Annotated in this window: 21 protein-coding genes; 8 read left to right on the forward strand and 13 right to left on the reverse strand. The window is 61.2% G+C overall.

Annotated features, from left to right (window positions below; all coding sequences use genetic code 11):
• Positions 1-2: 2 nt before the first annotated feature.
• The 5 genes from BWR59_RS28290 to glcD form a co-directional block, all read right to left on the reverse strand.
• Positions 3-2,180, reverse strand: coding sequence for a malate synthase G (locus BWR59_RS28290; RefSeq protein WP_081568985.1), 2,178 nt, complete (start codon positions 2,178-2,180; stop codon positions 3-5).
• Positions 2,181-2,408: 228 nt separating this feature from the next.
• On the reverse strand, positions 2,409-2,816 hold the full coding sequence (locus BWR59_RS28295; RefSeq protein WP_081568986.1) for a heme-binding protein: 408 nt from the start codon (positions 2,814-2,816) through the stop codon (positions 2,409-2,411).
• 49 nt (positions 2,817-2,865) lie between these two features.
• The gene (gene glcF / locus BWR59_RS28300; protein WP_081568987.1) at positions 2,866-4,089 is read right to left on the reverse strand and encodes a glycolate oxidase subunit GlcF; all 1,224 of its coding nucleotides are present in this window, start codon (positions 4,087-4,089) and stop codon (positions 2,866-2,868) included.
• A gap of 3 nt (positions 4,090-4,092) precedes the next feature.
• Complete coding sequence (gene glcE / locus BWR59_RS28305; RefSeq protein WP_081568988.1) at positions 4,093-5,190, reverse strand: glycolate oxidase subunit GlcE; 1,098 nt, start codon at positions 5,188-5,190, stop codon at positions 4,093-4,095.
• Positions 5,190-6,689, reverse strand: a complete 1,500-nt coding sequence (glcD, locus tag BWR59_RS28310; RefSeq protein WP_081568989.1) for a glycolate oxidase subunit GlcD — start codon at positions 6,687-6,689, stop codon at positions 5,190-5,192. The genes glcE and glcD overlap by 1 nt, the downstream gene beginning before the upstream one ends.
• Before the next feature lie 374 nt (positions 6,690-7,063).
• Between glcD and glcC the strand changes: the two genes are divergently transcribed.
• From glcC to hppD, 3 genes are all read left to right on the forward strand, one after another.
• A complete protein-coding gene (gene glcC, locus BWR59_RS28315) occupies positions 7,064-7,837 on the forward strand; it encodes a transcriptional regulator GlcC (protein ID WP_081568990.1) in 774 nt (257 codons plus the stop codon).
• Between the two features lie 81 nt (positions 7,838-7,918).
• Complete coding sequence (maiA, locus tag BWR59_RS28320; RefSeq protein WP_081568991.1) at positions 7,919-8,551, forward strand: maleylacetoacetate isomerase; 633 nt, start codon at positions 7,919-7,921, stop codon at positions 8,549-8,551.
• A gap of 142 nt (positions 8,552-8,693) precedes the next feature.
• Positions 8,694-9,770: a 4-hydroxyphenylpyruvate dioxygenase gene (gene hppD, locus BWR59_RS28325; RefSeq protein ID WP_081568992.1), complete on the forward strand. Its 1,077-nt coding sequence runs from the start codon at positions 8,694-8,696 to the stop codon at positions 9,768-9,770.
• Between the two features lie 124 nt (positions 9,771-9,894).
• On the opposite strand, the gene BWR59_RS28330 is transcribed toward hppD, so the two are convergent.
• Complete coding sequence (locus BWR59_RS28330) at positions 9,895-10,686, reverse strand: IclR family transcriptional regulator (RefSeq protein ID WP_081568993.1); 792 nt, start codon at positions 10,684-10,686, stop codon at positions 9,895-9,897.
• 225 nt (positions 10,687-10,911) lie between these two features.
• On the opposite strand from BWR59_RS28330, the gene hmgA reads away from it, so the two are divergent.
• Positions 10,912-12,228, forward strand: coding sequence for a homogentisate 1,2-dioxygenase (hmgA, locus tag BWR59_RS28335; RefSeq protein ID WP_081568994.1), 1,317 nt, complete (start codon positions 10,912-10,914; stop codon positions 12,226-12,228).
• Complete coding sequence (fahA, locus tag BWR59_RS28340) at positions 12,225-13,535, forward strand: fumarylacetoacetase (RefSeq protein ID WP_081568995.1); 1,311 nt, start codon at positions 12,225-12,227, stop codon at positions 13,533-13,535. Before hmgA ends, fahA begins: the two co-directional genes overlap by 4 nt.
• A gap of 164 nt (positions 13,536-13,699) precedes the next feature.
• On the opposite strand, the gene BWR59_RS28345 is transcribed toward fahA, so the two are convergent.
• Genes BWR59_RS28345 through BWR59_RS28355 form a run of 3 tightly spaced genes read right to left on the reverse strand, consistent with a single transcriptional unit; the run spans position 13,700 to position 17,377 of the window.
• On the reverse strand, positions 13,700-15,163 hold the full coding sequence (locus BWR59_RS28345; protein ID WP_081568996.1) for a D-aminoacylase: 1,464 nt from the start codon (positions 15,161-15,163) through the stop codon (positions 13,700-13,702).
• Positions 15,164-15,166: 3 nt separating this feature from the next.
• Positions 15,167-16,027, reverse strand: coding sequence for a MurR/RpiR family transcriptional regulator (locus tag BWR59_RS28350; RefSeq protein ID WP_081568997.1), 861 nt, complete (start codon positions 16,025-16,027; stop codon positions 15,167-15,169).
• Entirely contained in the window at positions 16,028-17,377 is a 1,350-nt protein-coding gene (locus BWR59_RS28355) for a gluconate:H+ symporter (RefSeq protein WP_081568998.1), read from the reverse strand.
• Positions 17,378-17,716: 339 nt separating this feature from the next.
• Here BWR59_RS28355 and BWR59_RS28360 point away from each other — a divergent pair, with 339 nt between their 5' ends.
• A complete protein-coding gene (locus tag BWR59_RS28360) occupies positions 17,717-18,520 on the forward strand; it encodes an AraC family transcriptional regulator (RefSeq protein WP_081568999.1) in 804 nt (267 codons plus the stop codon).
• A 6-nt stretch (positions 18,521-18,526) separates the two neighbouring features.
• Here BWR59_RS28360 and BWR59_RS28365 read toward each other — a convergent pair whose 3' ends face one another.
• Positions 18,527-19,507: a GlxA family transcriptional regulator gene (locus BWR59_RS28365; protein WP_081569000.1), complete on the reverse strand. Its 981-nt coding sequence runs from the start codon at positions 19,505-19,507 to the stop codon at positions 18,527-18,529.
• A gap of 124 nt (positions 19,508-19,631) precedes the next feature.
• Here BWR59_RS28365 and BWR59_RS28370 point away from each other — a divergent pair, with 124 nt between their 5' ends.
• Positions 19,632-20,312, forward strand: a complete 681-nt coding sequence (locus BWR59_RS28370; protein ID WP_081569001.1) for a DJ-1/PfpI family protein — start codon at positions 19,632-19,634, stop codon at positions 20,310-20,312.
• On the opposite strand, the gene BWR59_RS28375 is transcribed toward BWR59_RS28370, so the two are convergent.
• On the reverse strand, positions 20,309-20,938 hold the full coding sequence (locus tag BWR59_RS28375) for a TetR/AcrR family transcriptional regulator (protein WP_081569002.1): 630 nt from the start codon (positions 20,936-20,938) through the stop codon (positions 20,309-20,311). The two genes, BWR59_RS28370 and BWR59_RS28375, sit on opposite strands and share 4 nt — an antisense overlap.
• Before the next feature lie 221 nt (positions 20,939-21,159).
• On the opposite strand from BWR59_RS28375, the gene BWR59_RS28380 reads away from it, so the two are divergent.
• Entirely contained in the window at positions 21,160-22,257 is a 1,098-nt protein-coding gene (locus BWR59_RS28380; RefSeq protein ID WP_081569003.1) for an MBL fold metallo-hydrolase, read from the forward strand.
• A gap of 10 nt (positions 22,258-22,267) precedes the next feature.
• On the opposite strand, the gene BWR59_RS32505 is transcribed toward BWR59_RS28380, so the two are convergent.
• On the reverse strand, positions 22,268-22,432 hold the full coding sequence (locus tag BWR59_RS32505) for a hypothetical protein (RefSeq protein ID WP_168184545.1): 165 nt from the start codon (positions 22,430-22,432) through the stop codon (positions 22,268-22,270).
• Positions 22,433-22,455: 23 nt separating this feature from the next.
• Positions 22,456-24,009 (reverse strand): FAD-dependent oxidoreductase, encoded by a 1,554-nt coding sequence (locus BWR59_RS28385; RefSeq protein ID WP_081569004.1) that lies wholly within the window; start codon positions 24,007-24,009, stop codon positions 22,456-22,458.
• Positions 24,010-24,070 lie beyond the last annotated feature (61 nt).

A 24,070-nucleotide genomic window follows, 5' to 3' on the forward strand; every position in this document is an offset into this window, starting at 1 on the left:
GATCAAGCCTCTTTCTTGAACGCCAGCCGGAACTCGTGCAACAACGGCTCGGTGTAGCCGCTCGGCTGCTCGCGCCCCTTGAACACCAGCGCGCAGGCGGCCTGGAATGCCACAGACTTGTCAAAGTTTTCCGCCATCGGCTTGTAGGCCGAATCCCCGGCGTTCTGCTTGTCGACCACTTTGGCCATGCGCTTGAGGGTTTCCATCGCATAGTGGTCGTCGATCACCTTGTGCCGCAGCCAGTTGGCGATGTGCTGACTGGAAATACGCAGCGTCGCGCGGTCCTCCATCAGGCCGACGTTGTGAATGTCCGGCACCTTGGAACAGCCCACGCCTTGCTCGACCCAGCGCACGACATAGCCCAGCAGACCCTGCGCATTGTTCTCGACCTCCTCGCGAATCTGGTCGTCGGTCCACTTGGCCTCGGCCACGACAGGAATGCTCAGCAGATCGAGCAGGATGTCTTCGCTGACGCTGTCCAGGTCGACCTTTTCCAGCTCTTGTTGCACAGCTTTCACATCGACCTTGTGGTAATGCAGTGCGTGAAGCGTGGCTGCAGTCGGGGAGGGGACCCAGGCAGTGGTCGCACCGGATTTCGGGTGGCCGATTTTCTGCTCCAGCATGTCAGCCATCTGGTCCGGCATGGCCCACATGCCCTTGCCGATCTGCGCGCGACCCCGCAGGCCGCACGCCAGACCCACCAGCACGTTGCTGCGCTCGTAGGCCTTGATCCACGGTGTGGCTTTCATGTCGCCCTTGCGCAGCATCGGGCCAGCTTCCATCGAGGTGTGCATCTCGTCGCCGGTGCGGTCAAGGAAACCGGTGTTGATGAATGCAACCCGCGCCGAGGCTGCGTTGATGCAGGCCTTGAGGTTGACGCTGGTGCGCCGCTCTTCGTCCATGATCCCCATTTTCAAAGTGTTGCGGGGGATCTTCAGAGCGTCTTCGATGCGGCTGAATAGCTGGTCGGCGAACGCTACTTCTGCCGGGCCGTGCATCTTCGGTTTAACGATGTACACGCTGCCCGAGCGCGAATTACCGCGATTATGCAGATCGTGCAGGGCAATCAGGCTGGTAATCACGCCGTCGAGTATGCCTTCTGGGATTTCCTTGTTGCCGTCGTAGACGATTGCCGGATTGGTCATCAGGTGGCCGACGTTCCGGATGAACAGCAACGAGCGACCGTGCAGGGTGATGCGGCTGCCGTCGGCGGCGGTGTATTCGCGGTCCGCATTGAGACGGCGGGTGATGGTCTTGCCGCCCTTGACCAGCTCCTCGCTCAAATCGCCCTTCATCAGGCCCAGCCAGTTGCGGTAGATCACCAGCTTGTCGTCGGCATCCACGGCGGCGACCGAGTCTTCGCAGTCGATGATCGTCGACAGCGCGGCTTCCATCAGCAGGTCCTTGATACCTGCCGGGTCGCTGCTGCCAATGGGGCTGGTGGGGTCGATCTGGATTTCAATGTGCAGGCCGTGGTTCTTCAGCAGAATCGCCTTGGGTTGCAGCGCTTCGCCCTGATAACCGACATATTTCTCCGGCTGGGCCAGGCGCGACTGGTTGCCGTCGGCGAGGGTCACCAGCAGCTCACCGCTGTCGACCGCGTAAGCCTTGGCGTCGACGTGAGAGCCGGACGCCAGCGGCGCGGCTTCGTCAAGCAGGGCGCGGGCGAAAGCGATGACCTTGGCACCACGCAGCGGGTTGTAACCGGCCTTGATTTCGGCGCCGTTGGCGCTGGAAATCGCATCGGTGCCATACAGCGCGTCGTACAGCGAGCCCCAACGGGCGTTGGCGGCGTTGAGCGCATAACGAGCGTTGGCGGCGGGCACGACCAACTGCGGGCCGGCCTGTTCGCTAACTTCGATATCGACCTTGCTGGTGGTGGCCTTAACCTCGGCCGGCACCGGTTGCAGATAGCCGATGGAGTCCAGAAACGCAATGTAGGCGGGCATGTCAGTGACCGGCCCCGGATTGGACTTGTGCCACTTGTCCATCTGCACCTGAATGCGGTCACGCTCGGCCAGCAGCTCGCGATTGACCGGCGCCAGGTCGTGGACCAGCGAGTCGAAGTCAGCCCAGAAGACCTCCGGGTCCAGCCCTGTTCCGGGAAGCACGTCCTCGTCGACAAAGCGTTTCAGATTGGCTGCCACCTTGAGGTTGTGGCAGTTGACGAATTCGGTCATCTCGGGCTCTCCATCATGAAATATGTTTTTTGCGGTTGTGGTTTCAAGCCGCTATGAAGCGTTACGGCGTACATGGAACCCTGTGGGAGGGAGATTACTCGCGAAAGCGGTGGGTCAGATTGGCTGTTTCAGACAGGCCGTATTCGCGAGCAAGCTCCCTCCCACAGTTGATCTCCAGTGGTTATCGAGATTTTTATCCGATCTCAGCCACGAGACAGAGGCGTTTGTTCACCCCACGTTCACCGCTGCAACACCGGCCTTGGCCACCTGTGCGTCCTGATCGGCTTTAACCCCCGATACACCGACCGCGCCGATGGTTTCGCCCCCGACGATCACCGGCACACCGCCTTCCAGCGAGGTCAGCAATGGCGCGGTGACGAACGCGGTGCGGCCGCCATTGACCATTTCTTCGTAACCTTTGGATTCGCGCCGACCCAGCGCCGACGTGCGGGCTTTTTCGATGGCGATGTAGCCGCCAATCGGCGCGCAGCCGTCCAGGCGTTCGAAGCCCAGCAAGTGGCCGCCGTCGTCGGTCACGGCGATGGACACCGCCCAGCCGTTGGCCTGAGCTTCGGCGCGAGCGGCGGCGAGGATCTGGGTGACTTCGGTCTGGGTCAGTACGGATTTGGTTTTCATGAAGCTCTCCTGAAGGCAGTTTGTTGTAATGGGGCAAGGCGGCCTGCGATCAACTTGGATGCAGGGCGTCCTCTATGAGTTCGATCCAGTGTTTGACCGGCGTGCGACCGGCGCTGGCAAGGTGGGTCTGACAACCGATGTTGGCGGTAGCGATGACTTCCGGTCTGCCGCTTTCCAGCGCATTCATCTTGTTGTCGCGCAGCTGTTTCGACAGCTCCGGTTGAGTGATCGAGTACGTGCCGGCCGAGCCACAGCATAGGTGACTGTCGGGCACTGTGGTCAGATTGAAACCCAGGCGGGTCAGCACCGCTTCCACGGCGCCGCCAAGTTTCTGCGCGTGCTGCAGGGTGCAAGGGCAATGAAACGCCAGTTTCGCGCTGGTGCAGGCGCCGAGTTTTTCCAGGGGTTCAGCGCGCATGACCTCCACCAGATCCTTGGTCAGCGCGCTGACCCTGGCGGCTTTTTCCGCGTACTTCGGGTCGTCGCGCAGCAAGTGGCCGTAATCTTTAACGAAAGCCCCGCAACCGCTGGCGGTCTGCACGATGGCTTCGGCGCCCGCTTGAAGGCTTGGCCACCAGGCATCGATGTTGCGACGGGCGCGTTCAAGGCCTTGTTCCTGTGCGTTCAAGTGGTAATCCACTGCGCCGCAGCAACCCGCCTGCGCGATCGATTTGACGCTGATGCCCAACCTGTCCAGTACCCGCGCTGTCGCCGCGTTGGTATTGGGCGACAACCCCGGTTGCACACAGCCTTCGAGGATCAACACCTGGCGCGCATGCCGTTGGGTCGGGCGCGCCTTGGCTGGACGAATATTGCCGGGCAATTTGTCCTTGAGGCTGCCTGGCAGCAGCGGGCGGAATGAGTTGCCCATCTGCGTCAGGGTTTTGAATAACCCGGCATTCGGCACAACCGCCCGCAGGCTTTCGCGCAGCAGACGCTGGCTCATCGGCCGAGGCACGGCAGCGTCGACCACGGCCCGGCCGATGTCCAGCAGGTTGTGATAATTCACCCCGGAAGGGCAGGTGGTTTCGCAGTTGCGGCAGGACAGGCAGCGGTCCAGGTGCAACTGGGTTTTTTCGGTGACTTCCTTGCCTTCCAGCACTTGCTTGATCAGGTAGATACGACCGCGCGGGCCATCCAGTTCATCGCCCAGCAACTGGTACGTCGGGCAGGTGGCGTTGCAGAAACCGCAGTGCACGCAACTGCGCAGGATGCTTTCGGCTTCTTCGCCACGGGGCAGGCTTTTGGCGTGTTCGCTCAGGGTGGTCTGCATGGTTCAGATCTCTGCGTACATTCGGCCCGGATTGAAAATTCCGTGCGGATCGAGTTGCGCCTTGAGCTGGCGGTGATAGCGCATCAGCGGCGCAGCCAGGGGCTGGAACGGGCTTTCATCCAGACCGCGGCTGTAGCAGACCGCGTGCCCGCCGACCGCACTGACGACGGCGCGAATGTCGCTGCCCGAGGCATCGGATTTCAGCCAACGTTGTGCGCCGCCCCAGTCGATCAACTGATCGCCGGGCAGGTCCAGAACTGCCGTGTTGGTCGGCAGCGACAGGCGCCACAACGGGCGGCCATCGGTGAAGAAATCCAGACGGTGTTCGTTCAGTGCTTGCCAGTATGCCGGGTCGATGGATTTGCCGCCGAGCCGGTCATGGGCCGCAGCCACCGAGCCTTCGCCGCCTTCAAGACGCAAGCGCAACACGCCACCGTCATGGCTCGCGGCGCTGATCGGCAGCGGCTGCTGACCCCACTCGGCAAGGCGGGCGAGGGCGCGGGCGCTGTCCATTTCCAGCGCGATGCTGGTGCACAGGCGAGGTTTTGGCAGGACTTTCAGTGAAACTTCAGTGATCAGCCCCAGGCAGCCGAAGCTGCCGGCCATCAAGCGCGACAGGTCGTAACCGGCGACGTTCTTCATGACCTCGCCGCCGAATTTCAAATGCTTGCCAAGCCCTGTAATGACGCGCGTGCCGAGCACGAAGTCCCGTACAGAGCCCGACCACGGCCGACGCGGGCCGGACAGCCCGGCGGCGATCATGCCGCCCACCGTGGCATCGCCGACCCCGCCGTCACTGAAGGTGGGCGGCTCGCAGGGCAGCATTTGCCCGGCGGCATCCAATGCCGCGTTGAGTTCGCTGAGCGGGGTTCCGGCGCGGGCGGTGATCACCAGCTCGGTGGGATCGTAAGTCACGATGCCGCGATGAATACGGGTATCGAGCACTTCGCCTGCCACTTCACGACCGAGAAACGCCTTGCTGTTGGCGCCTTGAATGCGCAATGGCAGACCGCTCTGAATGGCCTGATTGACCTGCTCTTGCAGCTCATCGCTGGCGTCTCGATCCTGCTGGCTGAAGTGTGATTGCCGTTCGGCACCCATCAGAAACGCTCCAGTTCAGGGAAGGGCAGCTTGCCCATGTGCACGTGCATCGCACCGAATTCGGCACAGCGATGCAGGGTCGGAATGTTCTTGCCGGGGTTGAGCATGCCGCTGGGGTCGAACGCCGCTTTCACGGCATGGAACAGCGTCAGTTCGTCACTGTTGAACTGCGCGCACATCTGGTTGATCTTCTCGCGGCCCACGCCGTGCTCGCCGGTGATGCTGCCGCCGACCTTCACGCACAGTTCGAGGATCTTGCCGCCCAATGCTTCGGCCCGGTCCAGTTCACCCGGCTGGTTGGCATCGAACAGGATCAGCGGGTGCATGTTGCCGTCGCCTGCGTGGAAAACGTTGGCCACGCGCAAGCCGTATTCCTCGGACAGCGCGGTAATGCCCTTCAACACCCCAGGCAATTCCCGACGCGGAATGGTGCCGTCCATGCAGTAGTAATCCGGCGAGAGACGACCCACCGCCGGGAAGGCATTCTTGCGACCGGCCCAGAAACGCACGCGCTCGGCTTCGTCCCTGGCTTGGCGCACTTCGGTGGCACCGGCTTTTTCCAGCACTGCACGCACGCGGTCGCAATCGTCGTGGACATCGGCTTCGACGCCGTCGAGTTCACACAGCAGAATGGCTTCGGCGTCCACCGGATAGCCTGCGTGGATGAAGTCTTCGGCAGCGCGGATCGCCAGGTTGTCCATCATCTCCAGCCCGCCAGGAATGATGCCTTCAGCGATGATATCGCCCACGGCGCGGCCGGCTTTCTCCACCGAGTCGAAGGCCGCCAGCAGTACCCGCGCCACTTGCGGCTTGGGCAGCAGCTTGACCGTGACTTCGGTGATGATGCCGAGCATGCCTTCGGAGCCGGTGAACAGCGCCAGAAGGTCGAAGCCAGGGGTGTCCAGCGCGTCCGACCCCAGTACCATGCGCTCGCCTTCGACGGTAAGGATGTCGACCTTAAGCAGGTTGTGCACGGTCAGGCCGTATTTGAGGCAATGCACGCCGCCGGCGTTTTCCGCGACGTTGCCGCCGATGGAACAGGCAATCTGCGAAGAAGGGTCGGGGGCGTAATAAAGGTCGTAAGGCGCAGCAGCCTGGGAGATCGCCAGATTGCGCACACCGGGTTGCACGCGAGCGAAACGCCCGGCCGGGTCGATATGCAGGATCTTGTTGAAACGGGCCATCACCAGCAGCACGCCTTTTTCCAGTGGCAGAGCGCCGCCGGAAAGGCCCGTCCCTGCACCGCGGGCCACCACAGGCACGCCTCGCTCATGGCAGACCTTGAGCAGGGTTTGCACCTGTTCGACACGTTGCGGCAATACCACCAGCATTGGCGTGGTGCGATAGGCGGAGAGGCCATCGCACTCGTAAGGTCGCAGTTCTTCCTCGCGATGGAGGATGTCCAGATCAGGCAGTCGCGCTTGCAAGGCCTGCAGCAGCTGGGCCTTGTCGATGTCAGGCAACGCGCCATCGACGCGTTCGTCGTACAGAATATTCATGTGGGTTCGCAACCCTGTTGTTTTTATAAAGGGCGTTTCTATATGGCCCGTCCAGGCACTGAACGTTCTACGGCTGACTTGCATCATTGGCCCGGCGGCCTTTACTGTCCATGTCTGAAAGCACTGGTCGAACCAGTTTTTTTTGGCTATTGCACAGCTGATTTTGTAAAAACCGTTATTAATCAGAATATTGCTACGAATATAAGATTTAGCCGTTCTTGGGAGTGAGGCTGGTCATACCAGTTATGGTTGGATCTGCCACCATCTGTCACCGTCCGGCTCGCCAGCGGCAGCGATTGTGCGGACGTCACCGCCGGCAAGCCGTGCTGCTACAGGGACTGTAACAATCCAGAACAACGTTGGAGCTTTGCCTGATGGAAAACGCGACAGACAAACGCGCCCCGCAAGTTGCCGACGTGGTGAGCGAACGTATCGAACGGCTGATCGTCGATGGCGTGCTCAAGGTCGGGCAATTGCTGCCGTCCGAGCGCCGTTTGACCGAAAAGCTCGGCGTCTCTCGCACCGCCCTGCGCGAAGGCCTCAAGCTGCTGCGCGCCCGGGGCATCATCGAAACCCGTCAGGGCAAGGGTTCGTTTGTCGCGCAGATGGGCGGATTGGGGCTGACCGCCTCATCACCCTTGATGCATCTGTTCGCCTCGCAACCGCGCACGCTGTACGACCTGTTCGAAGTACGCAGCCTGCTGGAAGGGGAGTCTGCACGGCTGGCTGCGTTGCGGGGCACCGACGCGGATTTCGTACTGATCACCCGCGCGTATGACGCACTGGTCGCGGCCCACGACCACGAACTGGCCGCATCCGAACATGCGCACCTCGACCACGCCTTTCACCTGGCGATCAGCGAAGCGTCCCACAACCCGGTGCTGGTGCAGACCCTGCGCTCACTGACCGACCTGTTGCTCAACACTGTCTTCGCCTCGGTCAACAATCTCTACCATCGGGAGGCGCAGAAGCGTCAGATCGACCGGCATCATGCGCGACTCTACAACGCCGTGACCGGACGGCTGCCAGAACAGGCGCGCAAGGCAGCGGTGGCGCATATCCAGAGCATCTGCGAGAGCTTGCGTGAGATCGAAAACGAGGAGCAAAGGCTGGTGCGGGCGACGTTGCGGCTGGAGGGATGGGTCTGACCTTGACAGTCACAGGCTTATGTCGCAACTTACGCATTGCGTAAACCGTTTACGAAAAATAACAAGAAGCAGGGCCTGCACGTGGATCTCTACACCTACTACCGTTCCACCTCCAGCTACCGGGTGCGCATTGCCCTGGCGTTGAAGGGCCTTGAGGTCGACGCCGTTCCCGTCAACCTGATTCGCGACGGCGGTGAGCACCGCAAGGCTGGCTATCTGGCGATCAACCCGCAAGGCCGAGTGCCTGCGCTGCGTCTGGACGGCGGCGAGGTGATCATCCAGTCGATGGCCATCATCGAATACCTCGAAGAACGTTTTCCCCAGCCCGCTTTACTCCCCACAGACCTGCTCGCACGCGCCCGCCATCGGGAAGTCGCGGCGCTGATCGGCTGCGACATTCATCCGTTGCACAATGTTGCGGTGCTTAATCGCTTGCGCGGTCTCGGGCACGACGAAGGCAACGTGACCGCCTGGATCGGGCACTGGATCAGCCAAGGGTTTACGGCTGTGGAAGCGTTGATTGGCGACAAGGGATTCTGTTTTGGCGAGGTCGGGCTGGCCGATGCCTATCTGCTGCCACAGCTTTATGCGGCGCGGCGGTTCAACGTCGATCTAAGTGCCTTCCCGCGCATTTGCCGGGTCGAGAGGCTGACGCTGGAGCATCCAGCCTTCAAAAAAGCGCACCCTGATGCGCAATCAGACAAACCGGAGTAACGTTTCCTACATGAAAATCTTCGGTCTGCAATTGATCTTCGGCGACTTCCTCGCCCGCAGCGTTCGGGGCATTCCCTGTGCGCCACCCGCTGAACTGTGATTCGCGCCGCTGTGCATTTCACTTTTTAGCAGGAGCAAGACCGTGACTGATCTCTATGAAAACCCGATGGGCCTGATGGGCTTCGAATTCATCGAATTCGCTTCGCCGACCCCCAATACCCTTGAACCCGTCTTTGAGATGATGGGCTTCACCAAAGTCGCCAATCACCGCTCCAAGAACGTGGCGCTGTATCGCCAGGGCGCGATCAACATCATCCTCAACAACGAACCTCACAGCGAAGCATCCTACTTCGCCGCTGAGCACGGTCCCTCCGTGTGCGGGATGGCGTTCCGGGTCAAGGATTCGCAACAGGCCTACAAACGCGCGCTGGATCTGGGCGCACAGCCCATCGAAATCGGTACTGGCCCGATGGAGCTGCGTCTGCCGGCGATCAAGGGCATTGGCGGCGCACCCTTGTACCTGATCGACCGTTTTGGCGAAGGCACGTCGATCTACGACATCGATTTTGTGTTCATCGAAGGTGTCGAGCGTCATCCCCAAGGCGCGGGCCTGCAGTTCATCGATCACTTGACCCACAACGTCTATCGAGGCCGCATGGCCTACTGGGCGAACTTCTACGAGAAGCTGTTCAACTTCCGCGAAATTCGCTACTTCGACATCAAGGGCGAATACACCGGCCTGACCTCCAAGGCCATGACTGCGCCGGATGGCATGATCCGCATCCCGTTGAACGAAGAGTCGTCCAAGGGCGCCGGGCAGATCGAAGAATTCCTGATGCAGTTCAACGGTGAAGGCATCCAGCACGTGGCGTTCTTCACCGAAGACCTGATCGACACCTGGGACCGTCTGAAAGCGCTGGGCATGCGCTTCATGACCGCACCGCCGGAGACCTATTACGAGATGCTCGAAGGTCGTTTGCCGAATCATGGCGAGCCGGAAAGCGAATTGAAGGCCCGGGGCATTCTGCTGGACGGCAATTCGGAAGGGGGCAACAAACGACTGCTGCTGCAGATCTTCTCGGAAACCCTGATGGGCCCGGTATTTTTCGAGTTCATTCAGCGCAAGGGCGATGACGGCTTCGGTGAAGGCAACTTCAAGGCGTTGTTCGAATCCATCGAGCGCGATCAACTGCGGCGCGGGGTTTTAACCGCGGATTGATTGCGCAGCCCAGCTAAGCCGCTGGGTATACCGTACATCTGTGTAGCAGTCCGGCTTGCCGGCGGAGACTCATTTAAGATCGCCATCGCCGGCAAGCCGGACTGCTGCTGGAACACTTGCGTGATCAAGATTTGGGCATTTCACCGCCCATCCGGGCACTGATGGCCTGGGCGGTGCTCAACAGCTTCTGCGCCGCGCCGGCCTGGCGTTCATCGGTGAACACCGACGCCGAACCCACCACCGTGACGACGCCCACCAGTTTGTTGCCCATGGCGAATACCGGAGAAGACACCGCGTTGACCCCTGCCATCAACAGACCGTGGATCTGGTGCACGCCGGTGCTGCGGATTTCCTTGATGTGGCGTTCTATTTCCTTGAGCTGTCTGGCGTTCAGCGATGTGGACTCCACTTCACGTAATGCGGCTGTTTCTGCATTGGAAAGGAACGTGTCGAACACCAGGCCCGTGGAGGAACTGAGCAGCGGCAACACCGAGCCAATCTGCGTGACCAGCGTCACCGCGCCCAGGGATTGCTCGACGTACACCACGGTCGGCCCCTTGTTGCCCCAGACCGCGAGAAAGCAGGTCTCGTTGAGGTTGTCGCGCAGCGCGATGAGTTCTGGCGCGGAGGTTTTCAATACATCCAGCTGACTCAAGGCTGCCAGACCGACCTGCAACGCCGAGCGTCCCAGGCGGTAGTGGTTGGTCACCGGGTCCTGCTCGGCGAAACCGCTGTCCACCAGTGCCTGCAAGTAGCGATGCACTTTGCTGGCGGGCATGGCGACGTGTTCGGCGAGTTTCGACAGCGAGGTGGCCGGCGCGAGTTCGGCCAGTGCCTTGAGAATGCCCACGCCGACTTCGGCGGACTGCACTTTCTGTTGGCGCGGGCCTGGAGGATTTGCGGATTCTTCAGTCATGAGCGAGGCGTGCGCCGGTCTGGAAAGGCTGCTTTATAGCTTGACCGTCCGGCAAACTCAAATTACGTTATGCGTAACCTGATTACGTAAAAAGCAGTGCGGGGTCGCAGGATGACCTGTAGCACTCCGGCTTGCCGGTGGTGGCGCTTGAGGTCGATGCCGCCGGCACGCCGGGCTGCTTCAAAACGCCAGTCGAAGTCGACAACACAAAAACAAGAGGTCGAGATGTTCTCAGCACCTGCGTCAGAAGCCTTGCGATACCAATCCGGCTTCGGCAATCAATTCAGCAGTGAGGCCGTGCCAGGTGGTTTGCCAACCGGGCAGAACTCGCCGCAGCGTCATCCCCTTGGGCTCTATGCCGAACAATTCTCCGGCACAGCCTTTACCGTTGCTCGCGCAGAAGCCCGGCGCACCTGGCTGTACCGCATCAAGCCCTCGGCGGCCCACCCCCGATTCCAGCGTCTTGAACGACAGATCACCGGCCAGCAGCAAGGTCCGATCACTCCCAATCGCTTGCGTTGGAACGCCTTCGATGTTCCCGCTGAACCGACCGATTTCATCGACGGCCTGATTGCCCTTGCCAGCACCTCGGCAGCGGATCAGGCCGAAGGCGTCAGCGTTTATGTGTACACAGCCAACCGTTCGATGCAGCGCGCGTTCTTCAATTCCGATGGCGAATGGCTGATCGTCCCGCAGCAGGGGCGTTTGCGCATCATCACCGAGCTGGGACTGCTGGACATCGAGCCGCAGGAAATCGCGGTGTTGCCACGAGGCCTGAAATTCAGCGTGCAATTGCTCGACGGCGAGGCCCGCGGCTACATCTGCGAGAACCATGGCTGTGCATTGCGCCTGCCCGACCTGGGGCCGATTGGCAGCAACGGGCTGGCCAACCCCCGGGATTTTCAGGCGCCGGTTGCCTGCTTCGAAAACAGCGAGCAGCCCACCGAACTGGTGCAGAAATTCCTCGGCGAACTCTGGGCTGCACAGCTGGACCATTCGCCCTTCGACGTGGTCGCCTGGCACGGCAATAACGTGCCGTACAAATACGACCTGCGCCTGTTCAACACCATCGGCACCGTCAGTTACGACCATCCGGACCCGTCGATTTTCACTGTGTTGACTTCGCCGAGTGCGACCCACGGTCAGGCCAACGTCGATTTCGTGATCTTCCCGCCGCGTTGGATGGTGGCGGAAAACACCTTCCGTCCGCCGTGGTTCCACCGCAACCTCATGAACGAGTTCATGGGCCTGATCGACGGCGCCTACGACGCCAAGGCCGAAGGTTTCATGCCCGGCGGTGTGTCGCTGCACAACTGCATGAGCGCCCACGGCCCGGACAACGCCACTGCCGAGAAAGCCATGGCTGCGGACCTCAAGCCGCACAAGATCGAACAGACCATGGCCTTCATGTTCGAGACCGGCAAAGTTCTGCGTCCCAGCCGCCACGCGCTGGAATGCCCGCAATTGCAAAGTGACTACGATGCCTGCTGGAACGGCATCGCCAGAACCTTCAAACCATTCGATACGGACAGCCAACGATGAGCACTTTCAAGCACCCGCGCAGTTGGGTGACGTCTGCCAACGATCACCCTGATTTCCCGCTGCAGAACTTGCCGTTTGGCGTGTTCAGTCACCCGGGCACGGGTATGGGTAAGGACAAGCGCGGCGGCGTAGCCATCGGCGACTTCATTTTCGATTTGCAGGCTGCACTCGACGCCAGCCTGTTCAACGGCGCCGCTCGACTGGCGGCCGAGGCGGCGAGTGGCGGCCAACTCAACGACTTATTCGCCTTGGGCCCATCGTCGCGTAAGGCATTAAGAACCGAACTGCTGCACTTGCTGGGGGAAAACAGCCCGCAGCGCGAACGCTTGCAAGGGCTGGGTAAAACCCTGCTGCAGCCGATGAGCGAATGCCAGATGCACCTGCCGGCGCAGGTGGGCGATTACACCGACTTCTACGTGGGTATTCATCACGCGACCAATGTCGGCAAGCTGTTCCGCCCGGACAATCCGTTGCTGCCTAACTACAAATACGTGCCGATCGCCTACCACGGTCGGGCTTCAACGCTGTGTGTGTCGGGCACACCAGTCAAACGGCCCAACGGCCAGACCCTGGCCCCCGGGGCCGAAGTTCCCACCTTCGGGCCGTGCAAGCGGCTGGATTATGAACTGGAAGTCGGCGTGTGGATGGGGCAGGGCAACGCAACGGGCGAGGCGATCTCAATCGCCGATGCTGCTGAGCATATCGCCGGTTTTTGCCTGCTCAATGACTGGTCGGCCCGTGATCTGCAAGCCTGGGAATACCAGCCGCTTGGGCCGTTTCTGTCGAAGAGCTTCGCCACCAGCATCTCACCCTGGGTGGTGACGGCCGAAGCCCTGGCGCCCTTTCGCAGCGCGCAGCCGCAACGGCCGGAGGGTGACCCGAAGCCGCTGGACTACCTGTTCGATGAGCAGGACCAGCAGCAGGGTGCGCTGGATATTGAGCTTGAAGTCTTGCTGCTGACGGCGCAGATGAAAGAGCAGGGCATGGCGCCGCAGCGGTTGGCGTTGAGCAATACGCTGAACATGTACTGGACCGTGGCGCAGATGGTCGCTCATCACAGCGTCAACGGCTGCAAGCTGCAACCGGGAGACCTGTTCGGCACCGGTACGTTGTCCGGCCCGCAAACCGGGCAGTTGGGCAGCCTGCTGGAGATGACCGAAGGCGGCAAACACGCGGTCGAATTGCCGAGCGGCGAGACCCGCACGTTCCTTGAGGCAGGTGATGAGGTGATTCTCAAGGCGCGGTGCCGCCGGGAGGGTGAGGTGAGTATCGGGTTTGGTGAGGTTCGTGGGGTGGTGGTGGGGTAAACACGGCTCATATGCCGAATATCGAGACTTGAGGCGCCGCGCTCCATGTGGGAGGGAGCTTGCTCGCGAAGGAGGTACAACCGACAGAAATGTGTCGAATGTACCGCTACTTTCGCGAGCAGGCTCCCTTCCACAGGTTCATGTTCCCGAAATCCGTTCGGCATTCAGACTGGCTTGAATCCTGAGACCAACGAGCCTTCACGAGGCAGGAACCTGCCTTGTCGTTCGCCCTGCGGTTTACCGTCGGCGTAACTCAAGTGCCCATTGACCCAAACCCCGTCGATGCCTTCGGCAGCGCGTTTTGGCTCTTTGAAATCCGCGACATCGCGCACCGTTTCAGCGTTGAACAGCACCAGATCCGCCCAGTAACCCTCACGCACGAACCCGCGTTCATGCAGGCCGAAGCGAGTGGCGGTCAGGCCGGTCATCTTGTGGACGGCGGTGTGCAGGGGAAACAATCCAATATCGCGGCTGAAATGCCCCAGGACCCGTGGGAATGCGCCCCACAGACGCGGATGCGGGAACGGATCTTCCGGCAGGCCATCCGAGCCGATCATCGACAGCGGGTGCTTCATGATGCTCTGCACGTCATTCTCATCCATGCCGTAATACACGGCGCCTGCTGGCTGCAGCTTGCGAGCTGCGTCTTCCAGGGACAGGCCCCAGTCGGCGGCGATGTCCTTGAGGTCGCGACCGCCCTGGTCCGGATGCGGCGTCGACCAGGTGATGGTGATGCGATGAGCATCGGTCACCTGTTTCAAATCCAGCGTCGAGGAACTGGCAGCGTAGGGATAGCAATCACAGCCGACCGGGTGAGTCAGCGCGGCCTTTTCCAACGATGCCAATAGCTGCGGACTGCGGCCCCAGTTGCCTGCACCCGCGCACTTGAGATGAGAAATCACAACCGGCGATCGCGCGTGGCGACCGATGTCGAAAGCTTCGTCCATGGCTTCCAGCACGGGCTCGAACTCGCTGCGCAGGTGTGTGGTGTATACAGCACCATAGGCCGTCAGCTCCTCGGCCAGTTGCTTGACCTCGTCGGTTTCAGCCGAGTAAGCCGAGGCGTAGGCCAGACCGGTGGAAAGCCCCAGCGCGCCGTCCTGCAGGCTCTCGCGCAGCTGTTCGCGCATCGCGGCGATTTCATCGGCTTTCGCCGTGCGGAACAGGTCGTCCAGATGATTGCTGCGCAGCGCGGTGTGGCCGATCAGCGCCGCGACGTTGACCGCTGGGCGTGCCTTTTCCACCGCAGTGCGGTAATCGCTGAAACGCGCATAGACGAAGGCCGTGGCCGGGCCAAGCAGATTCATCGGGTCAGGCGGATCGCCCGCCAATGTCACAGGGGATGCGCTGATGCCGCAGTTGCCGACGATCACGGTCGTCACGCCCTGAGTGATTTTCGGCAACATTTGCGGCTGGCGAATGACCACGGTGTCGTCGTGGGTGTGCACGTCGATAAATCCCGGTGCCAATACACGGCCAGCGGCATTGATTTCTTCGCTGGCCGAGGCGCCGCTCAATTCGCCGATCTGCTGGATACGCCCGTCGCGAATGGCAACGTCAGCGCGATAGCCCGGTGTGTCGCTGCCATCGATCACCAGCGCGTCGCGAATGATCAGGTCGTAAAGCATGGTTCAGTCTCCAAGCGGCAGGCCATCGGCGCCGCCGCGGTAGTCATCGAGGGCCAGTTTGATACGCCGCAGCCGCTCCTGATTGTCGTCAGGGGCGATCAGCGCCAGTTCGGTGGCGAGCACGTCGATGGTCAGCAGCATGCCGTAGCGCGCCGCCGTGGGTTTGTAGATGAAATTGGTTTCGGCGATCTGCAGCGGCAATACCACGTCAGCCTGATCGGCGAGTGGCGAGTCGGGCAGGGTGATCGCCAGGATCCTCGTGCCGTAGCTGCGTGCCAGCCGCGCAACGTCCAGCAGTTCCGGGGTGCGGCCACTCAATGAGCAGATGATCAGGCTGTGGTCGGGGCCAAGGGTCGCGGCGATCAGGCGCATCATCACCGGGTCGCGGCTGGCGGCGATGGGGTAGCCGAGGCGCACCAGGCGGGTCTGCAATTCTTCACTGCACAGGCTGGAACAGCCGCCCATGCCGAAGCTGTGGATCATGCGTGCCGGGGTCAGCAGGGCGACCGCCGCTTTGAAACGCGCGTCGTCGAAACCGGCCAGATGCTGACGCAAGGTCGACTCGATATCGCCGACGATCTGCGTGAAAAAAGCCGATTGTTCCGGCGCCTGCTCAGGGTTGAGAAAACGACTGCCGACACCGCTGGCCTGGGCCAGTTGCAGGCGCAGGTCGCGCAGATCCTTGCAGCCAACCGTGCGCGCGAAACGTGACAGCGTGGCGCTGCTGACTTCGGCGCGGGCGGCGAGTTCGTCGAGGCTGGCGCTGGCGGAAAAGGCGACATCGCTGAGAATCAGTTTTGCGATACGGCCCTCGCCAGCGCTGAACGAATCCTGACGCGCGCGGATCTGGTAAAGAATGTCCACTCAGAGCACCTGCGCCAGACCGAGCGTGAGGACGAACGCGATCACGGAGATCAGCGTTTCCAGCACCGTCCAGGTCTTGAAGGTTTGCGCCACGGTCATGTTGAAGTACTCCTTGATAAGCCAGAAGCCGCCATCGTTGACGTGGGAAAAGATCACCGAACCCGCGCCGGTCGCCAGTACCAGCAATTCGGGGTGCGGATAACCCAGGCCCATGGCCACGGGAGCGACGATGCCGGACGCGGTGGTCATCGCCACGGTTGCCGAGCCGGTGGCGACCCGCATCAATGCCGCGAACAACCAGCCCATCAGCAGCGGTGACAGGTGGAAGTCCTGAGCGAGACCGACGATCTCGTTGGTCACGCCGCTGTCGACCAGAATCCGGTTCAGCCCGCCGCCGGCGCCCACCAGTAAGGTGATGCTCGCCGTGGGTGCCAGACATTCCTGAGTGAATTTGAGGATCGAGTCGCGATTGAAACCCTGCGCGATGCCCAGCGTCCAGAAGCTTAGCAAGGTCGCCAGCAGCAGGGCGATCACCGAGTTGCCGATGAACAGCAAGAAGCTGTTCAAGCCGCTGCCCGGCGTGGAAATCAGATTGGCCCAGCCACCCAGCAGCATCAGCAGAACGGGCAGCAGAATGGTCGCCATGGTGATCGCGAATCCCGGCAATTGCTTGCGCGGCTCGCGGTCCAGAAACTGTTTGGCCAGTGGGTTCTCATCCGGCAGCTGAATGCGCGGAACGATGAATTTGGCGTAAATGGGGCCGGCGATGATCGCCGTCGGGATACCGATCAGGATTGCGTAGAACAGGGTCTGCCCGACCGACGCCTGATACGCCTGCACCGCCAGCATCGCTGCCGGGTGCGGCGGGACCAGGGCGTGAACCACCGACAGGCCGGCGACCATCGGCAGGCCGACCATCAGAATCGACACCCCGACTCGACGCGCTACGGTGAAGGCAATCGGCACCAGCAATACGAAGCCGACTTCGAAGAACAGCGGCAAACCCACCAGAAACGCGATGCAGACCATGGCCCAGTGCGCATTGCGCTCGCCGAAGCGGTCGATCAAGGTCCGCGCTACCTGCTCGGCGCCGCCGGATTCGGCCATCATCTTGCCGAGCATGGTGCCCAGCGCAACGACCAACGCGATATGGCCGAGAGTCTTGCCGACGCCCCCTTCATAGGAGGCGACCACCGCGTTCGCGGGCATGCCGGCGACCAGCGCCAGGCCCACCGAAACCAGCGTGATGACAACGAAGGGATTGAGACGAAAGCGCGCGATCAACACGATCAGGGCGATGATCGCGATGGCGGCATAGACCAACAGGGACAGCCCGGTAGACGGTGGCATGCAACGGTTCCTTGCAGAGATTGGTGAGAGTCAGGGCTTGGCGGCGCGGGTGTCAGCCCACGCGCAGGCAAGCGGTGAAAACGGTCTCGGCAGAGGGTGTCGCTAAGGAGATGCAAGGTGAAATACGGGTCGGGGAACGACGATCACAGGCAGGCATTATTTTTATCTCTGATTTCGTGATGAAAATTAAATTACACGAAAACGTATAAAAATATCAATTAATGAAAATTAATTTCTCATCCCTACAGCTCCGAGGGTTGCTGCAATAAAGTACAAGACGCCTGCAAGCACGCGGGTTATATGTGTCCAACCCACTCACCGAAGCTTCAGGCGCCTGCCATGAAAGACCACGTCCGCTATCACCGTGCGCCCGCCATGCCTGGTCTGGTTCTGGGCGAGGCGCGGTTTTCGGAATACCGCTTCGCGCCGCATTACCATCTGGACTATCACATCGGCGTCATCCCCGAAGGCGCACAACGCCAGCGCTTCAATGGCGCGGCACAGGTGCTGGCGCCGGGGCGGATTTCAATCATGCCGCCGGGGCAGATTCATGACGGTGCCGGGGTCGATGGCGAAGGCTACGTGCTCAAGACGTTTCGCTTGTCCGCAGGGGTGATCGATGGTCTGAACGAGGAAGTCAGCGGCCGGCGCGGAGAAGCCCGCTGGGTGGGCTCGGTGATCGAGCAGCCGCAGTTGTCGAGGCACTTGCTGCGGTTGCACGGCGCGATGCAACAGGGCCGGGCGCAGTTGGCGGTGGATGAAAACTGGCTGCAGTTGGTGGAGCATCTGATCCGGCAGACCAGCGAACACAAAGCGCTGGAGATCGAGGGTGGGCTGTCCCGCGCCCACTGGCTGCAGGTTCGCGATTTCTGCCACGCGCACATCCAGGACAACATCACCCTCGAACAACTGGCGCAGCTCTGCGACTTGAGTCGGTTCCAGTTCCTGCGTCGCTTCAAACACACCGTTGGCATGACCCCTCACGCCTGGCTGGTGCGCCTGCGCCTTGAACGGGCCTGTACCTTGCTCGCGCGCTCTGAGACGTCGATTGCTCAGGTTGCCATGGCCGTTGGTTTCTACGACCAGAGCCATTTCAACCGGGCATTCCGCAGTGCCTTCGGGGTCGCGCCCTCGGGCTATTGAAAGTGCTCAACCGGTGCTGAACCGCTCCCGGTAAGCCTGTGGGGTCACCGACACGGCGCGCAAGAAGCTCCTGCGCAAGGTCTCCTCAGTGCCAAACCCGCAACGATCGGCAATCCGTTTGATCGGCAGCGCGCTGTCGCCGAGCAACCGTCGCGCCGCTTCGACACGCAACTGCTCGATAGCCCGCGCCGGGGTGTTGCCGGTATGGGCGCGGTAATGGCGCACGAAACTGCGCTCGCTCATGCCCACTTGAGCGGCGAGGGTGGCAACGGAAAGATCGCTCGCCAGGTTGTCGAGAATCCACGCATGCAGATCACCGAAGCGGCTGTCCTGGCTGCGGGTAGCGTGCTGCATCGACAGCGCCGTGCTGAACTGCGACTGACCGCCCGGCCGTTTGAGGAATACCACCAGATCCCGCGCCACCGCCAAGGCGATGTTGCGTCCCAGATCAGCCTCGACCAGTGCCAGCGCCAGGTCGATGCCCGCTGTCACCCCGGCCGAGGTCCACAGTGAGTCCTCATTGATGAAGATCGGTTCGGGATCGACGTGCAGTGCCGGATAACGCCGGGCCAGTTCGTCGCAGCTGTCCCAATGGGTGACCACGCGGTGCCCGTCGAGCACGCCCGCTTCGGCCAGCATGAACGCCCCGGTGCAGACCGATGCTACCCGGCGCGCGCTGCCGGCCTGTTGCCGAACCCACTGCAACAGTTGCGGATCTTGCAGAGCGATGTGTACGCCGCGCCCACCCGCGACGATCAGCGTGTCCGAAGGCGTTTTTGGCAGCGGATGGGTGTGCAGGCCAAGTCCTGCCGACGACACGATGCTGCCGTCCTGCTGCGCAATGACGATGGGGGAGTAGGGCGCCGCCTGCCCGTTTTCCTGCATCTGCACGTTGGCCGAGGCGAACACTTGCAATGGCCCGCTGACGTCGAGCAACTGCACATTGGGGAAGGCCAGAATGTGTATCGGCCGAGGCTGATCGGACATGGCTCGGCCTTGTAATTGAGGTTGGCGGAAATTGTGGGTGTTATGGCGTATCCGCCAGAGCGTATCTGGCTACAGTGAATTCGTCCACACACACACAGAATCACATGCGAAGGAGTGACCTCTTATGACCCTGCACATCGGCCTGCTGGTATTTCCCAAGGTCCAACAACTGGATTTGACCGGCCCTTACGACGTCTTTGCCACCATGCCCGGCGTCACTGTGCATCTGGTCTGGAAGAACCTCGAATCGCTGCAGTCCAGCAGCGGGCTGACGCTGACGCCGACCCAGACCTTCGAAAGCTGCCCGGACCTTGACGTGATCTGCGTACCCGGCGGCGTGGGGGTTGACGCGCTGATGGAGGACCCGGAAACACTCGCTTTCATCAAGCACCAGGCGTCGAACGCGCAATATGTGACATCGGTCTGTACCGGCGCGTTGGTACTCGGCGCGGCTGGCCTGCTGGAAGGCAAGCGCGCGACCACCCATTGGGCGTCCCACGGTCTGCTGGAAAAGTTCGGCGCGATCCCGGTCAAGGAACGCGTGGTCCGTGATGGCAACCTGATGACCGGCGGCGGTGTCACGGCAGGGATCGACTTTGCCCTGACGCTGATCAGCGAAATCTTCGATGCCGATAAATCCCAGACCATCCAGCTGCAGCTGGAATATGCGCCCGCGCCGCCTTTCAACGCGGGTCGCCCGGATACCGCGCCGGCTCACGTGCTGGCCATCGCCACCGAAAGGGCGACGCCGGGGCTGGTGGTGCGTCAGCAGATCGTCGATCGGGTCGTTGCGGCCAAACGTTAAGCGCAGGGGCGGTTGGCGGGGATCTCGTACCAGCACAGGAACAGATCCAGCGCCGACTCCACCACGGTCACCTGTTCTTCCGGCGTCAGCAGCGGCTTGTTGAGGGTCACCTGGGGCCAGAAGGCAAACGCCTTGAGCAGGGCATGGATCTGCGACGCGGCAAACACCGGATCGACAGCCTTGAGGCGCCCATCCTGTTGGGCACCGCGCACCCAGACAGTGAAGGTTTCCTCGCGCTCGTTGAGGCGGTTGACCCAGGTCTGTGCGCGTTCGGGGGAGTGAATCGTGGCGCCGATCGCGACCCGTGCCAGATCGATAAAATTGCTGTCGCCGAGGGTTTGCATCTTGGCGTTCAGCAGGTCGCGCAACTGCTCGCGCAGCGCCATGGCGGGCCGATAAACGGCTTCCGGCTGGGCGGTGGCGCTGGCCCACAATCGCTGCAGCATTTCGGCGAACAACTCTTCCTTGCTGGGGAAGTGGTTGTAGACGGTGCGCTTGGAAACCTCGGCCCGCGCCGCGATGCGATCCATGCTGGTGACCTCGAAACCGTTGTCGCGGAATTCGGCAATCGCTGCCTGAACAATGGATTCACGTTTTCGGTCGGTCAGTCGCAGGGGGGCAGTCATGGCTTCGCTTCTAGAGGATATAGCGGACCGGGAAACGATCCCGGCAAGAAAATTACACCGAGCAGTTTACTTCTCTTTGACGATCGTGCAAGCTAGAAACTACACTGTGTAGTGTAAAACACTGTTACAACTTCCCGCTTACTTCTACGCGTCGTATGCAACATTCTGCAATGCGCTCGCCGTTGCAGAATCCTCCACCCGTTTCATGGAGTCAGCACATCATGGCCTCGATCGAAAAAAACCTCGATACCGCTCCCGCATTGCCTGTCCTGTCCCGGCAAGAAGGCCGTTATCTCAATCACAAGCCGATGCAGCGCTCCGGGTTCCTCAAGACACTGCGCATTTTCTGGAATGCCATGGTCAACAAACCGCGCCATACCCGCCCGGTAGGTGAGATTCCGGTTCAGCCGTTGTCCCGCCAGCAATTGCTGGCGGCGCCAAACAACACGGTGTATCGCCTGGGCCATTCGACCGTTTTGTTGAAACTGCGCAACCAATACTTCCTGACCGACCCCGTGTTCGCGGAGCGCGCCTCACCCATTCAATGGGCCGGGCCGCAGCGCTTTCACCAGCCGCCGATCAGCCTCGAAGACCTGCCGCCACTCAAGGCCGTGATTCTCTCGCACAACCACTACGACCATCTGGACCATATGTCCATCCAAGTGCTCAAGGACAAGACCGAGCACTTCATTACGCCGTTGGGCGTGGGCGACACGCTGATCAAATGGGGCGTGGCTGCAGAGAAGGTGCAGCAACTGAACTGGTGGCAGTCCACTGAAATCCAGGGCATTCGTTTCGTCGCTACCCCGGCGCAGCATTTCTCTGGCCGCAGTCTGAAGGACGGCAACCAGACGTTGTGGGCTTCGTGGGTGATGATCGACGGTGAGCAGCGAATATTCTTCAGTGGCGATACCGGTTATCACACCGGGTTCAAGCTGATTGGTGAGCAATACGGCCCGTTCGACCTGACGCTCATGGAAACCGGCGCCTACAACGTCGATTGGCCGGACGTGCACATGCAGCCCGAAGAAACGCTGCAGGCGCACATCGATGTGCGTGGCAAATGGCTGCTGCCGATTCACAACGGCACGTTCGACCTGGCGATGCACGCCTGGCACGAGCCCTTCGACCGCATTCTGGCCTTGGCCTGGGATCGCAGTATTTCCATCACCACGCCGGAGATGGGCCAGCCGTTCTACGTTCAGTATCCAAGCCGCGCTGAGGCCTGGTGGTTGAAGGTCGAAAAGGCGGTCGAGATCGAAAAGCCACGCCGTTGCGGACGGCGCTGCAATCGTCAGCAGGCCGCCAGCAGGGGGTAATCCGAGGCGATCAGGGTTTGTTGTGATTGCCGTCCTTGTCGCGTTCGCCGCCCTCGGGTGGCGTCGGATGGCGAGGTTGCTCACCTTCCTGATTCGCCTGTTTGTGCTGCTCGCCGACCTTGCCCGCGTTTTCCGGCTTGTGGTCGAGGTCTTCGCGGCTGGATTCTTTTGGCATTGCCTGTTCTCCTTTGCGCGTGTTCACGCGCACTCACTCATTTGCCTGATCAACATCAGCGCTTCATCTTTGAACAAGGGCTGTTTCATCCGTTCGGCCAACAGCGCGACTTCACGCTCGCGCTCGCAACCGACGACTGCGGCCACTACACCTTGGTTGCAGATCAGTGCCAGAAACTCGAAGGACTCCGGCTCTCCCAGGTACACGATGTCGTCCCACTCTTCAGCGTGCCCGAGGTAATCCAGACGCTTTTCAAAATGGTAGGTCCAGAAGTACGGCACGTCGGTGTAATGCTGGTCGCCACCGAGCATGTTGCTGGCAGCGATTCGCGCCTGTTGCTGGGCCAGGCGCCAGTGTTCGATGCGCTGTGGTTTTTCGTTGACAGGAAAGGTGGCGATATCCCCGGCGGCCCATAAACTCTTGCCGGCCAGCATGCCGGAATCCACCGAAAGCGAGCCGTCTTCTTCCAGCTCGAGGCCATCGATAAATTGAGTAGCCGGGCTGACGCCGATGCCGATCAGCGCCAGATCCACCGCCAGCCGCTCGCCATTACTGAGTACGGCGGTCTGCAAACGCTTCTTGCCTTTGTGCCCATCGCCTTCGAAACGAGTGACGTCGACGTGGGTGCGGAACAGCACTCCGTTTTTTTCGTGCAACGCGCGAATGGCCTTGCCGATTCGTTCGCCCAGTTGTTCGGCGAAGGGCACTTCGTGGCGCGCGATTACCGTCACGTTGAGCCCATGCTTGCGCAACGCGGATGCCGCTTCCAGGCCAATGAAGCTGTCGCCGACGATCAGTGCATGGCGCCCGGGTTTGGCGACGGCGAGAATTTTCTTCGCATCGTCACGGCAGCGCAGGGTCAGCACTTGCGGCAGATCGGCGCCAATCAGCGGTAGGGCACGAGGCTCTCCACCGGTGGTAATCAACGCTGCGTCGTAGGCAAAACGACGTCCGTCGGCCAGCGTCAGGCGTTTGTTGGTGACGTCCAATTTCATCACCTCGCCCTGAATCCGTTCGATTCGGTTGTTGTGATAGAAATCGTTTTCGCGAAGCGGCGGGGTTTCATCGGGGCGCATGTCGGCGGCAATGACAAATTTGCTCAGAGCTGTGCGGTCGTACCCAGGATCGGTTTCCCGGTCGATCAACTGCAGACGTCCGTTGAAGCCCTTTTCTCGCAATGCGCAGGCAGCGGCGGTTCCCGCAGCGCCCGCGCCAATGACGATAAAACATCGGTCGTCGTCAGGCAGCACTTCTGGCTCGGGCCGCATGGGCTGGTCGTCCACATGAATCTGGTCTTCGATGACTTGGGTCGGGTAGCGGATCAGTCCATCGAGCGCCGGTGGTTCACACAGATGGCCGTCCTCGACTGAAAACTCGGCTTTGTGCCAAGGGCAAATCAGATGGCCGTTGCACACCGCGCCGTCCGCCAGTGGCGCACCTGCGTGGGGGCATTCGGCCTGATAGGCGCGTACCTCTTCTCCATGCCGAACCAGCACCGCTTTCGTCTCGCCCACTTCAACCTGAATGCCGCGATCTCGACGAAGATCGGCCAGGCTCGCGACTCGATGCATTGGCATGTGACTTACTCCCAGGCTTTCTTTTGGGAGTAGGCCGCACGCGAAGAGGTTCAGAGAATCT

The organism is Pseudomonas sp. Bc-h (genome assembly GCF_002080045.1).
GTDB lineage: Bacteria > Pseudomonadota > Gammaproteobacteria > Pseudomonadales > Pseudomonadaceae > Aquipseudomonas.

What these genes read in the sequence shown, in the direction of transcription:
- glcC (WP_081568990.1), top strand. Translation starts at nt 7,064, where the DNA reads ATGGAAAACGCGACAGACAAACGCGCCCCGCAAGTTGCCGACGTGGTG.
- BWR59_RS32505 (WP_168184545.1), bottom strand. Translation starts at nt 22,432, where the DNA reads ATGCCAAAAGAATCCAGCCGCGAAGACCTCGACCACAAGCCGGAAAAC.
- hmgA (WP_081568994.1), top strand. Translation starts at nt 10,912, where the DNA reads ATGTTCTCAGCACCTGCGTCAGAAGCCTTGCGATACCAATCCGGCTTC.
- BWR59_RS28385 (WP_081569004.1), bottom strand. Translation starts at nt 24,009, where the DNA reads ATGCCAATGCATCGAGTCGCGAGCCTGGCCGATCTTCGTCGAGATCGC.
- BWR59_RS28370 (WP_081569001.1), top strand. Translation starts at nt 19,632, where the DNA reads ATGACCCTGCACATCGGCCTGCTGGTATTTCCCAAGGTCCAACAACTG.
- glcF (WP_081568987.1), bottom strand. Translation starts at nt 4,089, where the DNA reads ATGCAGACCACCCTGAGCGAACACGCCAAAAGCCTGCCCCGTGGCGAA.
- BWR59_RS28365 (WP_081569000.1), bottom strand. Translation starts at nt 19,507, where the DNA reads ATGTCCGATCAGCCTCGGCCGATACACATTCTGGCCTTCCCCAATGTG.
- BWR59_RS28375 (WP_081569002.1), bottom strand. Translation starts at nt 20,938, where the DNA reads ATGACTGCCCCCCTGCGACTGACCGACCGAAAACGTGAATCCATTGTT.
- BWR59_RS28380 (WP_081569003.1), top strand. Translation starts at nt 21,160, where the DNA reads ATGGCCTCGATCGAAAAAAACCTCGATACCGCTCCCGCATTGCCTGTC.
- BWR59_RS28330 (WP_081568993.1), bottom strand. Translation starts at nt 10,686, where the DNA reads ATGACTGAAGAATCCGCAAATCCTCCAGGCCCGCGCCAACAGAAAGTG.
- glcE (WP_081568988.1), bottom strand. Translation starts at nt 5,190, where the DNA reads ATGGGTGCCGAACGGCAATCACACTTCAGCCAGCAGGATCGAGACGCC.
- glcD (WP_081568989.1), bottom strand. Translation starts at nt 6,689, where the DNA reads ATGAATATTCTGTACGACGAACGCGTCGATGGCGCGTTGCCTGACATC.
- BWR59_RS28360 (WP_081568999.1), top strand. Translation starts at nt 17,717, where the DNA reads ATGAAAGACCACGTCCGCTATCACCGTGCGCCCGCCATGCCTGGTCTG.
- fahA (WP_081568995.1), top strand. Translation starts at nt 12,225, where the DNA reads ATGAGCACTTTCAAGCACCCGCGCAGTTGGGTGACGTCTGCCAACGAT.
- BWR59_RS28295 (WP_081568986.1), bottom strand. Translation starts at nt 2,816, where the DNA reads ATGAAAACCAAATCCGTACTGACCCAGACCGAAGTCACCCAGATCCTC.
- BWR59_RS28290 (WP_081568985.1), bottom strand. Translation starts at nt 2,180, where the DNA reads ATGACCGAATTCGTCAACTGCCACAACCTCAAGGTGGCAGCCAATCTG.
- BWR59_RS28355 (WP_081568998.1), bottom strand. Translation starts at nt 17,377, where the DNA reads ATGCCACCGTCTACCGGGCTGTCCCTGTTGGTCTATGCCGCCATCGCG.
- BWR59_RS28345 (WP_081568996.1), bottom strand. Translation starts at nt 15,163, where the DNA reads ATGCTTTACGACCTGATCATTCGCGACGCGCTGGTGATCGATGGCAGC.